16 protein-coding genes are annotated in these 17,216 nt (G+C 71.4%); 7 read left to right on the forward strand and 9 right to left on the reverse strand.

Annotated features, from left to right (window positions below; all coding sequences use genetic code 11):
* Positions 1-262 precede the first annotated feature (262 nt).
* Complete coding sequence (gene hemB, locus ABT360_RS27020) at positions 263-1,261, forward strand: porphobilinogen synthase (protein ID WP_351821700.1); 999 nt, start codon at positions 263-265, stop codon at positions 1,259-1,261.
* A gap of 217 nt (positions 1,262-1,478) precedes the next feature.
* Here hemB and ABT360_RS27025 read toward each other — a convergent pair whose 3' ends face one another.
* From ABT360_RS27025 to argS, 4 genes are all read right to left on the reverse strand, one after another.
* Positions 1,479-2,204 (reverse strand): DUF4253 domain-containing protein, encoded by a 726-nt coding sequence (locus ABT360_RS27025; protein ID WP_351821703.1) that lies wholly within the window; start codon positions 2,202-2,204, stop codon positions 1,479-1,481.
* A gap of 32 nt (positions 2,205-2,236) precedes the next feature.
* Positions 2,237-3,016: a hypothetical protein gene (locus ABT360_RS27030; RefSeq protein ID WP_351821706.1), complete on the reverse strand. Its 780-nt coding sequence runs from the start codon at positions 3,014-3,016 to the stop codon at positions 2,237-2,239.
* 104 nt (positions 3,017-3,120) lie between these two features.
* Positions 3,121-3,993, reverse strand: a complete 873-nt coding sequence (locus tag ABT360_RS27035; RefSeq protein WP_351821709.1) for an NAD(P)-dependent oxidoreductase — start codon at positions 3,991-3,993, stop codon at positions 3,121-3,123.
* Between the two features lie 160 nt (positions 3,994-4,153).
* Positions 4,154-5,911: an arginine--tRNA ligase gene (gene argS / locus ABT360_RS27040; protein ID WP_351821711.1), complete on the reverse strand. Its 1,758-nt coding sequence runs from the start codon at positions 5,909-5,911 to the stop codon at positions 4,154-4,156.
* A gap of 171 nt (positions 5,912-6,082) precedes the next feature.
* Between argS and lysS the strand changes: the two genes are divergently transcribed.
* Positions 6,083-7,825 carry a lysine--tRNA ligase gene (gene lysS, locus ABT360_RS27045; RefSeq protein WP_351821714.1) on the forward strand — a complete coding sequence of 581 codons (1,743 nt, stop codon included), beginning with the start codon at positions 6,083-6,085 and terminating at the stop codon, positions 7,823-7,825.
* 136 nt (positions 7,826-7,961) lie between these two features.
* On the forward strand, positions 7,962-8,165 hold the full coding sequence (locus ABT360_RS27050) for a hypothetical protein (RefSeq protein WP_351821717.1): 204 nt from the start codon (positions 7,962-7,964) through the stop codon (positions 8,163-8,165).
* Between the two features lie 13 nt (positions 8,166-8,178).
* On the opposite strand, the gene ABT360_RS27055 is transcribed toward ABT360_RS27050, so the two are convergent.
* The 3 genes from ABT360_RS27055 to ABT360_RS27065 all read right to left on the reverse strand — a co-directional run bounded on the left by ABT360_RS27055 (position 8,179) and on the right by ABT360_RS27065 (position 11,294).
* Complete coding sequence (locus tag ABT360_RS27055) at positions 8,179-9,471, reverse strand: DUF2637 domain-containing protein (protein ID WP_351821720.1); 1,293 nt, start codon at positions 9,469-9,471, stop codon at positions 8,179-8,181.
* A 115-nt stretch (positions 9,472-9,586) separates the two neighbouring features.
* A complete protein-coding gene (locus tag ABT360_RS27060; protein WP_351821723.1) occupies positions 9,587-10,321 on the reverse strand; it encodes a DUF3558 domain-containing protein in 735 nt (244 codons plus the stop codon).
* A gap of 145 nt (positions 10,322-10,466) precedes the next feature.
* On the reverse strand, positions 10,467-11,294 hold the full coding sequence (locus tag ABT360_RS27065; RefSeq protein WP_351821726.1) for a DUF3558 domain-containing protein: 828 nt from the start codon (positions 11,292-11,294) through the stop codon (positions 10,467-10,469).
* A gap of 190 nt (positions 11,295-11,484) precedes the next feature.
* Here ABT360_RS27065 and ABT360_RS27070 point away from each other — a divergent pair, with 190 nt between their 5' ends.
* Positions 11,485-12,678 (forward strand): RtcB family protein, encoded by a 1,194-nt coding sequence (locus ABT360_RS27070; RefSeq protein ID WP_351821729.1) that lies wholly within the window; start codon positions 11,485-11,487, stop codon positions 12,676-12,678.
* A 67-nt stretch (positions 12,679-12,745) separates the two neighbouring features.
* Here ABT360_RS27070 and ABT360_RS27075 read toward each other — a convergent pair whose 3' ends face one another.
* Positions 12,746-13,582, reverse strand: a complete 837-nt coding sequence (locus ABT360_RS27075) for an SDR family NAD(P)-dependent oxidoreductase (protein WP_351821732.1) — start codon at positions 13,580-13,582, stop codon at positions 12,746-12,748.
* 122 nt (positions 13,583-13,704) lie between these two features.
* On the opposite strand from ABT360_RS27075, the gene ABT360_RS27080 reads away from it, so the two are divergent.
* On the forward strand, positions 13,705-14,178 hold the full coding sequence (locus tag ABT360_RS27080) for a hypothetical protein (protein WP_351821735.1): 474 nt from the start codon (positions 13,705-13,707) through the stop codon (positions 14,176-14,178).
* A gap of 42 nt (positions 14,179-14,220) precedes the next feature.
* Complete coding sequence (locus tag ABT360_RS27085) at positions 14,221-14,928, forward strand: AAA family ATPase (RefSeq protein WP_351821738.1); 708 nt, start codon at positions 14,221-14,223, stop codon at positions 14,926-14,928.
* A 103-nt stretch (positions 14,929-15,031) separates the two neighbouring features.
* Here the strand turns inward: ABT360_RS27085 and ABT360_RS27090 are convergent, their stop codons facing one another.
* Positions 15,032-16,450, reverse strand: a complete 1,419-nt coding sequence (locus ABT360_RS27090) for an FAD-dependent oxidoreductase (protein WP_351821741.1) — start codon at positions 16,448-16,450, stop codon at positions 15,032-15,034.
* Between the two features lie 101 nt (positions 16,451-16,551).
* Between ABT360_RS27090 and ABT360_RS27095 the strand changes: the two genes are divergently transcribed.
* Positions 16,552-17,112 (forward strand): TetR/AcrR family transcriptional regulator, encoded by a 561-nt coding sequence (locus tag ABT360_RS27095; protein ID WP_351821744.1) that lies wholly within the window; start codon positions 16,552-16,554, stop codon positions 17,110-17,112.
* The last annotated feature ends 104 nt before the right edge of the window (positions 17,113-17,216 follow it).

The raw sequence follows: 17,216 nt of genomic DNA on the forward strand, positions 1-17,216 counted from the left end.
CGCGTCACGTTGCGGCGGCGCGGCTCTTCGGGCCGGGGTGCGGTGGCGCGCACGCCGGTGGGCGGGTCGGGCTCCTGGCCGGGCGCCGGCTCGGCGGGCGGGTCGGGCTGCCCGGGAGGCGTGGGGGAACCCCCAGCGGGGGCGACCCTGTACGGCCCCTTCCGCTGGGGCGGTGCCTTGTCCTGCCGGGTGGGGGGCGGTGTCGTTCCTTCCGGCACGCTGTCGGCAAGAGCAGGGGCGGGGCGGGCGTAGCGTGGGGCGTATGACTTCGTACGGATCCTTCCCCGGTTCGCGGCCGCGGCGGCTGCGGACGACTCCCGTGATGCGGCGGATGGTCGCGGAGACGCGGCTGCATCCGGCCGATCTGATTCTGCCCGCGTTCGTGCGGGAGGGTGTGAGCGAGCCGGTTCCGATCTCGGCGATGCCCGGGGTCGTGCAGCACACCCGGGACACGCTGCGGAAGGCCGCCGTGGAGGCGGTCGAGGCCGGGGTTTCCGGGATCATGCTGTTCGGTGTGCCGGAGGACGCCAAGAAGGACGCGGCCGGCACGGCGGGGACCGATCCGGACGGGATTCTTCAGGTCGCCATCCGGGACGTGCGGGCCGAGGTCGGTGACGACCTCGTGGTGATGTCGGACCTGTGCCTCGACGAGTACACCGATCACGGGCACTGCGGCGTGCTGGACCAGGAGGGGCGCGTCGACAACGACGCGGCCCTGGAGCGGTACGCCGAGATGGCGCAGGTCCAGGCGGACGCGGGCGTGCATGTGGTCGGGCCCAGCGGGATGATGGACGGCCAGGTCGGGGTGGTCCGGGACGCGCTGGACACCATCGGCAAGGAGGACGTGGCGGTGCTCGCCTACACGGCGAAGTACGCGTCGGCGTTCTACGGGCCGTTCCGGGAGGCGGTCGGGTCGTCGCTGAAGGGTGACCGCAAGACGTACCAGCAGGACGCGGCCAATCTGCGCGAGTCGATGCGGGAGCTGGCGCTCGATCTCGAAGAGGGCGCCGACATGGTGATGGTCAAGCCGGCCGGTCCCTATCTCGATGTGCTGGCGAAGGTCGCGGACGCGGTGGACGTGCCGGTCGCGGCGTACCAGATCAGCGGTGAGTACGCGATGATCGAGGCCGCCGCCGAGAAGGGCTGGATCGAGCGGGACAAGGCGATCCTGGAGTCCCTGACGGGCATCAAGCGGGCGGGTGCGCAGATGATCCTCACCTACTGGGCGACGGAGGTCGCGCAGCGGATCGGCCGGGGCTAGGAGCCGGGCCCACGTCGCCGGCGGGTGCGGCACGGTGTCGGTCCTTGCCCTCGGCGGTGGGGTGGTGGCGGCAGGGCCCGCCCCGTGTCGGGCCCTGCCGCTGGTTCGGGGAAGGCTTGTCGGCGCCGGCCGGTGCCGTGGCGTACCAGGTCATGGGTGGGGCTCCTCGTGGGTCGTCAGGGGCGGTCAGGCGGCCCCGGATGACACCGCGCGCCGGTCAGTCCCACCAGAACGTCCAGTCGTGGCGGTCGAGCACCTCCTCGGCGGCGTAGGCGCGGAGCGTTTCGTAGCCGTCCCAGACGTTGTCCGGGCAGAAGGCGTAGTGCTCGGCCGCCGTGGCGAGGGCGTCGGCCATGGTGTGGGGCGGCGCGGCGACGGAGACGGTGAGGAGGTCGGGGCCCAGGCCCACGACCCGTATGCCGAACCGGTCCTCCCATGAGCGGAGGATGGTGGAGAGCTGGACGGCGTCGGTGTGGTTGGTGGCGCCGCCCCAGCCCAGGACGGCCGGGATGTCGGCGCTGCGGCGGGCCGGGACCAGGGCGCCGCGGGCGCCCTTCAACCAGTCGTCGTCGCCGGTGAGTTCGGCCGTGACGCGGGCGGCGGTGTCGTCCGGGTCGGTGGCGGTTCCGCCGGCCGGCGCGAGGCCGGGCCATGTGGCGGAGAAGGGCGCGAGGGTGGCGGCGTCCTCCTCCTGGGCGAGCTCGGTCCACAGGTCGGTGAGTGTGGTGGCCGGGTCGTGGTCGTCGGGGTCGGCCACTTGGGTGGCGTGGAAATACTGGGTCTCGGTGAGCAGCACGGGCTGCATTCCGGTGGCTTCCCGGGCGGGCAGGAGGCGTGCCCAGGTGTCGGGCGTGGCGGGTTCGTCCGCGTACCAGAGCGAGGGCTGGACGCGCAGGGTGCCGGGCGGCAGGTCCAGGCCCAGCGCGTTCGGGTTGATGACCATGGAACGACCATAGGTGCCGCCACTGACAATCCTCAGGGACGCGATTCGTACAGGGCCGCGTGGTAACTGCCGTCTGTCTCCCGGCCCGTCGGGTCCAGGCCCGCGAGGCGTACGGCGGAGACGGCGGCCCGCCTCTCCTGCGGGGCGGTGAACGTGCGTTGGGGGTACGTGCGGTCCGGGTCCGTGCGGGTGGTGAGGCCGAAGCCCGCCAGGCAGGACGCGATGGGGGCGTACGGCATGGTGCGGAGGATGAAGGCGCTCACCCAGACCGGGCGCCGTGCGCATTCGAGCAGTGCGGCGAATGTGCGGCGGCTGAGGAAACTTCCGCCGCCGGTGAGAGTGATGAGGCCGACGTCGGCCATCGCGGCGCTCAACGCGGGCGTGGGCGAGTGCGCTTCGAGGTTGTCGGCATGGACGCCGTCCAGAAGACCGACCGCGTGCGCGTAGTCGAGGGCGCTCCGGGCGATGTCGAGGCCGAGGACGCGGACGGCGTCGGGCCGGCGCCTGGAGGCGTAGAACTCCTTGTCGTATGCGATGAGTTCGGAGGTCGTCAGGCGCCGGGTGCCGGGGGCTGTGTAGTGGGCGTACAGGTCGGCGAGGGTCAGGTCGTGGTTGAGCAGGGCGGCGTTGATGCCGTACGAGCAGCACAGGTCGAGGACGGTGAGGTGGGGGTCCGCGCGTTCGGCGACGGTGCGGCGGAAGACGGCCTGGGCGTGGTGGGGGATCTCGTACGACAGCGGCGCCAGGCGGGTGAAGTAGGCACGCGGGTCGGGGCTGTCGTAGATGTCGTCGAAGCTCGTCATGCCCTGCATGCGTTCCTCCTGCCGGCCGGGTCCGCGCAGGCATCCTGTCCTGCCCCTCGTCCCCGGCGGTGGGCGCAACGGGGGCGCATGGGAGCAGGTGGGTCACAGGTGGCTCACTTCTTTCGGAGCAGGTCCGCGAGGCGGGAGAGGCCGTCGGCGGCGTGGCCCTCCGCCATGGCGCGGTCCAGGAGGGCCTGGAAGGGCTCGAAGAGTTCGCCGCTGATGCCCTGGTCGCGGTAGGTGGCGAGGAAGTTGGGGAAGGCCGCCCGGTTGACGGCGATGCTGGAGACCTCGGTGAGGTGCTCGCCGGAGTCGATGGCCCCGGCCCATTCGGGGGCGCCCGTGAGCATGGCCTGGATCCAGGCGACGAGCGGCTCGGAGAAGTCGGAGGCGGGGATGTTCTCGGTGCGGATCAGGGCGAAGGCTTGCAGGACGCCGATGACCATGCCGTACATGCCGGTGAGCAGGGCCAGGTCGTAGAGGGCTGCCAGGCCGGGGTCCGTGCCGGTCCACCTGGTGCCGCCGAAGGCGGCGAGGGTGGGCTGATGGGCCTGGAAGGCCTGCTCGTCGCCGCTGTAGAAGACGTACGCGTCCGGGCCGGCGATCATCTGCGGTACGGCCATGATGCCGCCGTCGATGTACTGGGCGCCGTGCTCGGCGGCCCACGCGGCCAACTCGCGGGCCTGGGCAGGGGTGCCGTTGGTCAGGTTGACCAGGGTCCGGCCCGAGACCGTGTCGCCCAGGGTGTCGAGGACCTCCTGGACGTTGTCGTTGGTGAGGAGGCACAGGACGACGAGGGGGCTCGCGGTCACGGCGTCGGCGGGCGTCCCGGCCGGGAGGGCGCCCTGGGCGACGAGGGGGCCGCTCTTGGCGGGCGAGCGGTTCCAGACGGTGACCGGGTGCCCGGCCTTCAGGAGGGCGGCGGCGAGGGCGGCGCCCATCATGCCGAGGCCGAGGACGGAGACGGGGGACGTGGATGCGGGCATGGCGCAGCTCCTTGGGGAGGCTTTCCGGTGGGATGCCTCGATCCTCGCCCGGTGCTGAACTGCCCACAAGTACCGACTATTTGGTCAGGTACTTACCGGATGGTGAGTAAGGGGGAAGGGGCGTGCCGGGTCCGGCACGCCCCTTCCGTGGATCGGTGTGTCAGAGGCGCTCGGGGGTGCGGATGCCGAGCAGCGCCATGCCCTGGTGGAGGGTGCGGGCCGTCAGCTCGCACAGGAACAGGCGGTTCTCGACCTGCTCGGGGGTGTCGGCCTTGAGGACCGGGCACTCCGAGTAGAACGTCGTGTAGTGGGACGCCAGCTGGTACAGGTACGCGGCCAGCTTGTGCGGCTCGTACGAGGACGCGACCTCGGCCAGGGTCTCGGCGAACTGGTCCAGGTGGAGGCCCAGCGCGCGCTCGGCCGGGGCCAGGGCGATGTCCGGGTGGGCGGCGGGCCTGGAGTCGCCGGCCTTGCGGATGATCGACTTGATACGGGCGTACGCGTACTGGAGGTAGACGGACGTGTCGCCGTTGAGCGACACCATCTGGTCCAGGTCGAACTTGTAGTCCCGGGACGCGGAGGTGGACAGGTCGGCGTACTTGATCGCGCCGATGCCCACCTGGGTGGCGCGCTCGGCGATCTCGTCCTCGGTCAGGTCCTGCGCCTTCTCGCGGACCACGGCCGCCGCCCGGTCGATCGCCTCGTCCAGGAGGTCGACCAGCCGGACCGTCTCGCCCTCACGGGTCTTGAACGGCTTGCCGTCCTTGCCCAGGACCGTGCCGAAGGCGAGCTGGACGGCGTGCACCTGGTCGTTCAGCCAGCCCGCGCGGCGGGCGGTCTCGAAGACCATCTTGAAGTGCAGCGACTGGCGGGCGTCCACCACGTAGACCAGGGTGTCGGCGCCCAGGTTCTGGACGCGGTCACGGATGGCGGACAGGTCGGTGGCCGCGTAGCCGTAGCCGCCGTTGGACTTCTTGACGATCAGGGGGACCGGGTTGCCGTCCGGGCCCTTGACGTCGTCGAAGAACACGCACAGGGCGCCCTCGGAGCGGACCGCGACGCCGGACTCCTCCAGCAGGCGGCACGTCTCGTCGAGCATGTCGTTGTAGCCGGACTCGCCGACCACGTCCGGGTCGTTGATCTCCATGTCCAGCTTGTTGAAGACCGAGTAGAAGTAGATCTTCGACTCGTCGACGAACCGCTGCCAGAGGGCGAGGGTCTCCTCGTCACCGGACTGGAGGGCCACCACGCGGTCGCGCGAGCGGGCCTTGAACTCCTCGTCGGAGTCGAAGTGCGCCCGGGCCGCCTTGTAGAGGCGGTTGAGGTTGGACATCGCCTCCTCGCCGGAGACGTCCGCGTCCTTGTGGTCCAGCTCGTGCGGGTGCTCGATCAGGTACTGGATGAGCATGCCGAACTGGGTGCCCCAGTCGCCGATGTGGTGGCGCCGGATCACCTTCTCGCCGGCGAACTCCATGATCTTGACCATGGCGTCGCCGATGACGGCGGAGCGCAGGTGCCCGACGTGCATCTCCTTCGCCACGTTCGGCTGGGCGTAGTCGATGACCGTCGTGCCGGCCTCCTCCGCGTACGGGACGCCGAGCCGCTCGTCGGCGGCGCGGGCCGCGAGGGTGTCGAGGATGGCCTTGTCGGTGATGGTGATGTTGAGGAAGCCGGGGCCGGAGACCTCGATGTCCTTGAGGACGTCATTGGCGGGGATGGCCCCGACGACCTTGGTCGCCAGCTCGCGCGGATTGCCCTTGAGCTTCTTGGCCAGGGCCAGGATGCCGTTGGCCTGGAAGTCGGCCCGGTCGCTTCGTCGCAGCAGCGGGTCGGCGGAGCCGGCCTCCGGCAGGGCTGCCGTGAGGGCGTCCGCGAGGCGCTGCTGCACGGTCGAAGCGAGGGAAGGGACCGAGGCCATGAGCTTCCGTTCCTGTCGTGGTGGTGAATGCTTATTCCGGTTGTCAAGTGTCCCATGCGTCCGCAAGCTCTTTGTCGTGCCTTTGCCCGGCCTGTGGACAACCTCGGGGGACGTTGTTCCGTCTGGGAGAATGTCTTAGCCAGCCTTCGAGAAGACCGAGGAATCAAGGACGTGCCGATCGTGGCTCAGAGCAGCACCGAGACCGACTGGGTCTCCCGTTTCGCGGACGAGGTCATCGCCGAATCGGAGCGACGTGCGCCTGGGAAACCGGTCGTGGTTGCCTCCGGACTGTCCCCGTCGGGCCCCATCCACCTGGGCAACCTCCGTGAGGTCATGACCCCGCACCTGGTCGCCGACGAGATCCGGCGGCGGGGGTACGAGGTCCGCCACCTGATCTCCTGGGACGACTACGACCGGTACCGCAAGGTGCCGGTGGGCATCCCGGGCGTGGACGGGTCGTGGGAGGAGCACATCGGCAAGCCGCTGACCTCGGTCCCGGCCCCGGCCGGCTCCGCCTACCCGAACTGGGCGGAGCACTTCAAGGCCGGGATGATCGAGTCGCTGGCCGAGCTGGGCGTCGAGTACGACGGCATCAGCCAGACCGAGCAGTACACCTCCGGCGCGTACCGCGAGCAGATCCTGCACGCGATGCGGCACCGGGGGACGATCGACGCGATCCTCGACCGGTACCGGACGAAGGACAAGGCGACCGGCAAGCCGAAGAAGCAGCAGCAGAAGCCGGTCGACGAGGCCGAGCTGGTGGCCGAGGAGGGCTCCGGCGCGGCGAGCGAGGACGACGGCTCCGGCGGCGCCGGGGGCTACTTCCCGTACAAGCCGTACTGCGGGCAGTGCGGCAAGGACCTGACGACGGTCACCTCGTACGACGACGAGTCGACCGAGATGGCCTACAGCTGCGCCTGCGGCTTCTCCGAGACGGTGAAGCTGAGCGAGTTCAACCGCGGCAAGCTGGTCTGGAAGGTCGACTGGCCGATGCGCTGGGCGTACGAGGGCGTGATCTTCGAGCCCAGCGGCGTCGACCACTCCTCGCCCGGGTCGTCGTTCGTCGTGGGCGGGCAGATCGTGCGCGAGGTCTTCGACGGCGTCCAGCCGATCGGCCCCATGTACGCGTTCGTCGGTATCTCGGGCATGGCGAAGATGTCGTCCTCCAAGGGCGGCGTGCCCACCCCGGCCGACGCGCTCCAGATCATGGAGGCGCCGCTGCTGCGCTGGCTGTACGCCCGGCGCAAGCCCAACCAGGCCTTCAAGATCGCCTTCGACCAGGAGATCCAGCGGCTGTACGACGAGTGGGACAAGCTGGAGGCCAAGGTCGCCGACGGCAGCGTGCTGCCGGCCGACGCCGCCGCGCACTCCCGCGCGGTGCGCACGGCGGCCGGTGAGCTGCCCCGTACGCCGCGTCCGTTGCCGTACCGGACGCTCGCCTCGGTCGTGGACATCACCGCCGGGCACGACGAGCAGACGCTGCGCATCCTCAGCGACCTGGACCCGGCCAACCCGCTGACCTCGCTCGACGAGGCGCGGCCGCGGCTGGACCGCGCCGAGAACTGGATCTCCACCCAGGTCCCGGCCGAGCAGCGCACCATCGTCCGCTCCGAGCCCGACACCGAGCTGCTCGGTTCGCTGGACGAGGAGGGGCGGGAGTCGCTGCGCCTGCTGCTGGAGGGCCTGGACAGCCACTGGTCGCTGGACGGGCTCACCACCCTCGTCTACGGCGTGCCGAAGGTGATGGCCGGGCTCGACCCGGAGGCCAAGCCGACGCCGGAGCTGAAGGTCGCCCAGCGCACCTTCTTCGCCCTGCTCTACCGGCTCCTGGTCAGCCGGGACACCGGGCCGCGGCTGCCCACGCTGCTGCTGGCGGTGGGCGCCGACCGGGTGCGCAAGCTGCTCGGCGCGTAGGCGTCGCGAGCGCAGAGGTGGTCGGAGGGCTCTCACCCGGGGTGAGGGCCCTCCGGCGTTTCTGCATCCTTCGGATGACCCGGGTCTCGGTCCGGCGCAGGACGCGTCCGGAACCCGGGCACGGGACCGTGGAGCCATGAAGGAGATCGTGGCAATCATCGGTTGGGTCACCGGCATCCAGGGCGCGCTGGGCGTGGCGGGACGGACCTTCGGGGACGGGCCCTGGGGCCTGCTCCACAAGTGGTGGGAGATCCCGACGGCCGGGTACGCCGTGATCGCCGTGCTCGGTGCCGTCCTCGCGGTGTACGGGGAGACGGCGAAGCTCCGGGCGAAGCGGTGAGCGTCCGCCCGGCTCAGGCGATGTGCTCGGCCGCGAGCTGCGCCTGGTAGTGGTTCTTGAACTCGGGCAGCAGGCGGCGCAGCAGGACGGCGCTGAGCGGGTGGCGGATGCCGTGGCCGTCGGCGAGGTGGATGTCGAGGACGTCCACGCTGGGCCAGTCGTTGTTCTCGTCGACGTACTGCTTGAACACGGGGTACGCGAGGCGGCTGAACTCCTCGGCGTCCGGATCGGCGAACTCGGCGGGCAGCGGTTCCTCGCCCGTGCCGGGGCCGGGGCCGGGACCGGGGCCCGGCACGGACGTGGACTCGGGGCCGTCGACGTACGCGGGGGCGTAGGGGCGCTCGTAGGTGTCCTGCGGCAGATGGGCGGCGGCGAACCAGGGGCTCACGTGGTTGCCGGGGAGCTCGGGCTCGGGCTGGACCTCGGGCTGGGGCTGGGGCCCGTACACGGGCTCGGCCTCGGAGGCGGGCTCGGCCTCGGGGGCGAGGGTGGGCTGGGGCTGGGGCTGGGACTGCGGGTGGTCGTGGGCCCGGGGCTGGTCCTGCTCGTCGGGGGTCCGGTGCTGGGGCAGCTCCAGCTCGGGTGTCGCCTTCGCCGAGGGGAGGGGGTTCGGCGGCAGCAGCACCGGCTCGATGCCCGCCGCCGCCAGGCCCGCCGGGGCCGTCTCGGCGAGCGGCACGCCGTACTTCGCCAGCCGCAGCGGCATCAGGGCTTCCACCGGCGCCTTGCGGCGCCAGGCACGTCCGAAGCGGGCCTGGAGGCGGGCCTGGTAGATCAGCCGGTCCTGTTCGAGCTTGATGACCTGCTCGTACGAGCGCAGCTCCCACAGCTTCATCCGGCGCCAGAGCCGGAAGGTGGGCACGGGCGAGAGCAGCCACCGGGTGAGGCGTACACCCTCCATGTGCTTGTCGGCCGTGATGTCCGCGATCCGGCCGATCGCGTGCCGCGCCGCCTCCACCGAGACCACGAACAGGACCGGGATGACGGCGTGCATCCCGACGCCGAGCGGGTCGGGCCAGGAGGCCGCGCCGTTGAACGCGATCGTCGCGGCGGTCAGCAGCCACGCCGTCTGGCGCAGCAGCGGGAAGGGGATGCGCAGCCAGGTCAGCAGCAGGTCGAGCGCGAGCAGCACACAGATGCCGGCGTCGATGCCGATGGGGAAGACCAGCGAGAAGTCGCCGAACCCCTTCTTCTCGGCGAGCTCGCGCACCGCCGCGTACGAACCGGCGAAACCGATTCCGGCGATGATCACCGCACCGGTGATGACGACGCCGATGAGTATTCGGTGCGTGCGTGTCAGCTGCATCGCGGCCACCCGCGATCCCCTCCCGTCGACGAATCTGAGCGGGCACAGCCTGGCACACGTGTGCGGAGCCCGGACCTCGGGGGAGGGCCGGGCTCCGCAAACCGCTCGGGGAGGGCTACTTGTTGGCCGCCGCGACCGCCGCGACCGCCTCCTTGGAGGCCTTGACCGCGTCCTCCATCAGGTCCGACGGGGTCGGGGTCTTGGCGCCCGCGTAACCGGCGCCGTTGTAGGAGACGGTGATGAGGACGTTCTCCGTGCGGGTCACGATCGCCGCGTACTTGAAGTCCTCGTCGGTCTTCTTCAGGCCGTAGCTGATGGCCGTCGACTCGTTGCCGACGCCCGCGGCGGGCGAGGTCTTGACGCTGGTGGCGCCCTCGGTCGCCTTCACCTTGGCGACCTCCTTGGTGTAGTTCGCCTGGGCGCGCTGCTCGGCGCTGCCGAGCGACGGGTCGGAGTCGTAGCGCAGGAGGGAGATGTCGAGCCAGCGGTACTGCGAGCCCTTGACGCCGTTGTCGTCGAGGCCGTTCCAGGCGCAGCTGCCGCGGCTGGCGGTGTCGTTGGACTTGCCGGGCGTGCCCTTCTCGTTCTTCACCTCCGGCACCAGGTCCTCGATCGTCTCGCCGGTGATCGCCTTGCAGGCCTCGGGCAGCTTGGTGTACTTCGCGGGCGCGACGCTCGGCGTGGGCTTCACGGCGGTCTGCGGCGAGGCGGCGGCGGACGGCGATTGCGCGTTCGCGTCGCTCTTGCCGCTCTTGCTGTCGGAGTCCGACGAGCAGCCGGCGACGACGAGCATCACCGGTACGGCTGCGCAGGCGAGTATGCGGGTGAGTCGCGGGGCTGATCGGTGCATGGTTCCTTCAGTCGCTTTTCGTACGGTCCGGCGGTCCTACGGTCTACGGTCCCGACACGGTAGCCCGACTCGGGACGTCCGCGGGGGCCTCCGGTGGCGGGGGGAGGGCGGGCCCCGGGTGTCCGGGGGGCCCGCGCGGGGGTGGCTACTCCTCGAGCGTCTCGGCGAGGTTCCGGGCCAGACCCTGGGCCTTTTCCTGCAGTTCCTTGCTGTCCGGCACCTCGGTGACACGGGCGGGCTGCTCGCCGTACCGGATGGTCACGATGACGTTCGATGTGCGGAACACCACGCTCACGGTGCGGTGCTGCGCGGTGGAACCGGCGCGGGTGAGGACGTCGTCGAGGAACGCGGCGTCGGCGAGGTCGGCCAGTACGCGCGGTTCCAGGCCCTCGGGGGTGGTGGGGCTGCCGGTCGGTGCGGGGGTGGGGCTCACGGGGGACTTCGCGGTGGGGTTCGCGGTGGGGCCGGTGGCGGACGGGGCCTGCTGTCCCTCGCCGGCGGGAGCGGTGGCCTGGGCCGGGAGGCCGGCGGCGGCCTCCTTGCCCGCGTACACCTGCTGGGCGCGGTCGTCGTCGCTGACGGTGGGGTCGTAGGAGACGACGCGCTCGAAGTCGACGGTCAGCTGGTGGGAGGCGTCCGGGCCGTCGGTCTTCCAGCTGCAGCCGGCGCGGCGGTCGGTGTCGTAGGTGACGGCGGCCGTGCCGCGGTAGACCTGCTCCCGCTGCTCCTCGGGCAGCTGGGCGGCACCGGGGAGGAGGTCCTTGAGGGTGGAGCGCCGGACGGATCCGCAGGGTTCGAGGAGCGTGCGGTACTTGCCCGGCTGGACGGCCGTGTCGGCGGTGTCGCCCGCCTTGGAGTCGGTGGCGGTGCCGTCCGGCCCGGAGCCGGCGCTGCATCCGGTCAGGCCGGTGACGCCGACGGTGAGCGCCGCGAGGAGTGCGGCCACACCGGGTACGTACGCCCTTCGCTGCACGGTCCCGGGCTCCTTTCGCTCTGGTGCCGATCGGTACGGCCGGTGCCGGGAAAACGGGTTGCCGCTCGTCGCCGGTCGATGAACACAATGTGTATCGCACGCGCCGCCGTCGATGCCGGTCCGCTGTCTCTTTCGCGGACGTTGGATCCGGTTTTTGCGCTTTCGGACTTTTCGGGGGAATTGAGGAATTATGTCGTACGTAGAGGTGCCCGGGGCGAAGGTCCCGATCCGGATGTGGACCGATCCTTCGACGGTGGAGGACGGGGCGATGCGGCAGTTGCACAACGTCGCCACCCTGCCGTGGATCGAGGGCCTGGCCGTGATGCCGGACGTGCACTACGGCAAGGGCGCGACGGTGGGCTCGGTGATCGCGATGCGCGGGGCGGTCTGCCCGGCGGCGGTCGGGGTGGACATCGGCTGCGGTATGTCGGCCGTCAAGACCTCGCTGACGGCGAACGACCTGCCCGGCGACCTGTCGCGGCTGCGCTCGAAGATCGAGCAGGCCATTCCGGTCGGGCGCGGCATGCACGACGACATGGTCGATCCCGGCCGGCTGCACGGCTTCCCGACGGCGGGCTGGGACGACTTCTGGGCACGGTTCGACGGGGTGGCGGAAGCGGTCAGGTTCCGTCGGGACCGGGCGGGCAAGCAGATGGGTTCGCTCGGAAGCGGCAACCACTTCATTGAGTTCTGTCTCGACGAGTCGGGGTCGGTCTGGCTGATGCTGCACTCCGGTTCCCGGAACATCGGCAAGGAACTCGCCGAGTACCACATCGGCCAGGCACAGAAGCTGCCGCACAACCAGGGCCTGGTCGACCGCGACCTCGCCGTCTTCGTCGCGGACACCCCGCAGATGGCGGCGTACCGGAACGACCTCTTCTGGGCGCAGGAGTACGCGAAGTACAACCGCGCGATCATGATGGCGCTCTACCAGGACGTGGTCCGCAAGGAGTTCAAGAAGGCCAAGGTGACCTTCGACCAGGTCATCTCCTGCCACCACAACTATGTGGCGGAGGAGCGGTACGACGGGATGGACCTGCTGGTCACGCGGAAGGGTGCGATCCGGGCGGGCTCCGGCGACTTCGGGATCATCCCGGGATCGATGGGCACCGGCTCGTACATCGTGAAGGGGCTCGGCAACGCCGCGTCCTTCAACTCGGCCTCGCACGGCGCGGGCCGGAAGATGAGCCGCAGCGCTGCCAAGCGGCGCTTCTCGACGCGGGACCTGGAGGACCAGACGCGGGGCGTGGAGTGCCGTAAGGACTCCGGCGTCGTGGACGAGATCCCGGGCGCGTACAAGCCGATCGAGAAGGTCATCGACCAGCAGCGCGACCTGGTGCAGGTCGTGGCGAAGCTGAAGCAGGTGGTCTGCGTCAAGGGCTGACGCGGACGGTCGGAACGGGGAGGGCCCCGGCGGGTTGGCGCCGGGGCCCTTCACCGTGTCCCGGTGGTCACGGCTCCCGGTGGACCTTGGTGTTGGAGGCCTGGGCGCGGGGGCGGACGACCAGCAGGTCGATGTTGACGTGGGCGGGACGGGTGACCGCCCAGGCGATGGTGTCGGCGACGTCGTCGGCGGACAGGGGGTCGGGGACGCCCGCGTAGACCTTGGCGGCCTTCTCGGTGTCGCCACGGAAGCGGGTGGTGGCGAACTCGTCCGTCTTGACCATGCCGGGAGCGATCTCGATGACGCGGACCGGGGTGCCGAGGATTTCGAGGCGGAGGGTCTCGGCGAGGACGCGGGCGCCGTTCTTGGCGGCGACGTAACCCGCGCCGCCCTCGTAGGTGGAGTGGCCGGCGGTGGAGGACACGACGACCACCGTGCCGGCGCCGCTCGCGGTGAGGGCGGGGAGCAGGGCCTGGGTCATGTTCAGCGTCCCGATGACGTTGACCTCGTACATCTGGCGCCAGTCGGCGGGGTCGCCGGTGGCGACGGGGTCCGCGCCGAGGGCGCCTCCGGCGTTGTTGACGAGGACGTCGCAGCGCTCCAGGCTCGCGGCGAAGGTGTCGACGGCGGGACGGTCGGTGACGTCGAGGGCGTACGCCGTGGCCCGGTGGCCCGCGGCGGTGAGCTCGGCGGCGAGGGCCTCGACGCGGTCCTTGCGGCGGGCGGTGAGGACGACGTGGTGGCCGGCCTCGGCGAGCTGCCGTGCCGTGGCGGCGCCGATACCGCTGCTCGCCCCGGTGACGACGGCGACGGGGGCGCCGGGGGCGGGGGAGTCGGGGCTGTCGGTGGGGGTGCGGGTGCCGGCGGGGTCGGGGGTGCCGGCGGGGGTGGCGGCGGCGGTCATGGCGGTACTCCTCGCGCGGGTGAGCGAACGGCCGGTACGCGGTCAGCATAGGTGGCCACGAAGATCCCCTCCGAGCGGCGGGGGAGGCCTATGAGACCTGGTCATATCGGTATGTTCGGCGCATGGTTGCGATGCGCAGGGGTCTGCTGGTGATGTCCGTCGCCGTGGCGGCGGCGGTGGGCGGGGGCGGCGGTGCCGCGGGAACGGTGGTCCCGGAGGCGGATGTGTCGCACCACGGTCACGTCTCCCTCTGGGACGGGCGGCTCGACGTCGTGCTGGTGAGCGAGAACCGCGGGCCGTCGGCGCTCGACGACACGACCGTGCGCCTGGCCTTCTCGGCGCCGCTGGCAGCCGGGCACCCACTGCCGGGTGGCTGCGTGTGGGGCGGTGACCGGGAGGTGCTCTGCTCGACCGGGCCGCTGCGGGCGGACGGCACGCGGCACGAGACGCTGCTGAGCCTGCGGACGGCCGGCGCGCCGCAGGAGCTGACGGCGCGGGTGGCCACCGCGTGGAACGGCGGCGCGACCGACCGGAACCCCGCCGACAACGACCACCGGGTGCTGGTCCTCGCCACGGGGGACCCGTACGCCTTCTGACGCCGTTTGCTCCGGGGTGGTGGCGGCGGTGACACTCGGGGCGTGATCGTCGAACGCGCGTATGCCCATGTGGCCTCCTGCGACGAGGGTGAGTGGCCCTGGTCGGTGCCGTGCGTGCGGAGGCTGATGGCGGAGGGTCTGCGGTTCACCGCGCCGGTGACCTTCCTGGTCGGGGAGAACGGCTCGGGCAAGTCGACGCTGGTCGAGGCCTTGGCGGAGGGCTTCGGGCTGGATTCCTGGGGCGGTTCGCACGACTGGCGGTACGCCACCCGGCGCGGCAAGTCGCTCCTCGGGGAGCGGATCCGGTTCGAGGCGGCGCCCCGGGGGCGGCGCATGCTCGGCAGCCGGGCCGCCCGCAAGGGGTTCTTCCTGCGGGCCGAGACGGCACTGGACGCGCTGGACCGGGAAGGGTTCGCGCCGGAGTACGTGAGCCACGGCGAGGGCTTCCTCGCGGCGTTCCGGGGCAAGTTCCTCCAGCCGGGGCTGTACGTGATGGACGAGCCCGAGGCGGCGCTCTCGTTCGGCTCCTGTCTTGAACTGCTCGGGCACCTGGACCAGCTGGTGAAGAAGGGCGGCCAGGTCATCTGCGCCACCCATTCCCCGCTGCTGACCGCGCTGCCGGGCGCGGACATCATCGAGGTCGGCGACCACGGCCTTCGGCGGGTGGCGTGGCGTGACCTGGCCCTCGTCGACCACTGGCGCCGCTATCTCGCCGACCCGCAGGCGTATCTGCGGCACGTGCTGGAGTGACGGCCGGCGGGGGCGGTGTCGCGCCCGCCAGGTGCCAGGTGCCAGGTGCTAGGTGCCGCGGGGTCCGGCGATGGCCCGGGGCCGGGTGCGACCGGTGGGCGGCTCAGTCAGTGGCCCAGGCGATGTAGCCGTCGGGGCGGACGAGGATGGTGTCGTGGCGGGCGCTGTTCGCCCAGCTCGCCCGTACGACCCGGCCCGGGACGGGTGCATGGGGGCCTTGCGGGGCGCTGCCCTGAGGGGCGACCAGGACGAACTCGCCCTTGCGGAGCAGCTCGTACAGCCGCCCTTCGGTGAGTGCCAGGTCCGGGGCGCGCCGGCCTGTCAGGCGGTGGGCGCCCCGCTCGGCGCCGTACGCGATGCCGATGCCGGTGATCATTCCCAGTGCCTTGGTGGCCGCCGGACGGACCGTGTTCAGGAAACCGGCGGCGAGGGCGCGAACGGCGCGCTGGGAGCGGGTGCGGGCCATCGCGAGGCGGACGAGCGCGCCGCTGCTGCGCAGCACCATCGCGCCGACCGGGTGCCGCTCCAAGTGGTAGCTGTCGAGCAGCCCCTCGGGGTCGGGGGCTTCCCCTCGCAGGACGGAGGCGAGCTTCCAGGAGAGGTTCGCGGCGTCCTGGAGACCGGTGTTCAGACCCTGGCCGCCGGCCGGGGAGTGGACGTGCGCCGCGTCCCCGGCGAGGAAGACGCGACCCGTGCGGTAGGCGGGGACCTGGCGCTCGTCGCTGTGGAAGCGGGAGAGCCAGCGGGCGTCGTGCATGCCGAAGTCCGAGCCGAGGGCGAGCCGGGCGATCTCGCGCACCTCGTCCAGGCCGACGGGCTCGCTGGAGGGGAGCTGGCGGTGGCGGTTCCAGCCCATGACGCGGTACCAGCCGTCACCGAAGGGGGCGATGAAGGCGAAGGTCTCTCCCGTGCCGTTGGCGATGACCGGTTCTTCGGGCTCCTCGGAGAGGCGGACGTCCACGAGCACGATCGAGCGGATGACCGAGCGGCCGGGGAACGGCAGGCCCAGCTCACGGCGCACGGCGCTGCGGTGGCCGTCGGCGCCGACGAGATGGCGGGCCCGCAGGGTGGCGTCCTTTCCCTCGGTGTCCGTGACCTCGGCGGTCACCGAGTCGGCGTCCTGGCGCAGGGTGCGCAGCTCCGTGCCGTACCGGAAGTCCACACCGGCGGCGACGGCGCGGCGCTCCAGCAGGCGCTCGACCTCGTACTGCGGGGTGATGAGCAGGAAGGGGAAGCGGGAGTGCAGTCGGGACAGGTCGAGCGACAGCCTGCGGAACATCCGGAGCCGCGTGATGGGGGTGCCCTTCTTCACCAGCTCGTCCGCCAGGTCCCGGGCGTCGAGCAGTTCGAGGGTCCGGGCGTGCACGCCGAACGCGCGCGTCATGTTGCTGATCTCGTGGGGTCGGCGCTCGACGACCGTGACCTTCTGGCCCGCGGCGGCGAGGTCGCCGGCGAGCAGCAGTCCTGTGGGGCCTGCGCCTACGACGATGACGTCGATCTCTGTGCCGGCCGTGCCGTCCATGGCTGCCTCCTAGGTGCCAACGGGTGTTGGTCAACGCTTGTTGGCAACGGTAGACCCGACCTGGCTGGCGTGTCAACGCTTGTTGGCCTACAGTTGTTGGCATGACGTCCCCGCGCCGCTCCGACACCACCCGCGCCGCCATCCTGGAGGCCGCCCGGGAGCGGTTCGCCGCCGAGGGGTACGAGCGCGCCACCATCCGCTCCATCGCCCGTGACGCGGGGATCGACCCGTCGATGGTGATGCGGTACTACGGCAACAAGGAGGGGCTGTTCGCCGCCGCGTCGGAGATCGATCTGCGCCTGCCCGACGTCGGGGCGCTGCCCGTCAAGCACATGGGCGCGGTCCTCGTCTCGCACTTCCTCGACCGCTGGGAGCAGGACGAGGTGCTGACCGGCGTGCTCCGGGTCGGCGTCACCAATGACGCGGGTGCCGAGCGCATGCGGAGTGTCTTCCGGGCCCAGCTCGGCCCCATCGCGGCCGGCGTCTGCCCCGACCCGGCCGACGCCCCTCGCCGCGCGGCCCTCGTCGCCTCGCAGATCCTCGGCATGGCGCTGGCGCGGTACGTGCTGCGACTGCCGCCGGCCGTCGAGATGTCGCGCGAGGAGGTGGTCGCCTGGCTCGCGCCGACCGTGCAGCGGTACCTGACCGCCGAAGAGCCCTAGGGCCTCTCCTTCGGATCTTGCTGGGCTCGTGACGCCTGGACACCGCACCTCGCGGCGTTGTCGTCGGTCGCCAATGCTCCGCAGTGGCTCCTCCCCCTGCCTTC

The sequence above is a fragment of the Streptomyces sp. NPDC000229 genome (assembly GCF_040300825.1).
Classification (GTDB): domain Bacteria; phylum Actinomycetota; class Actinomycetes; order Streptomycetales; family Streptomycetaceae; genus Streptomyces.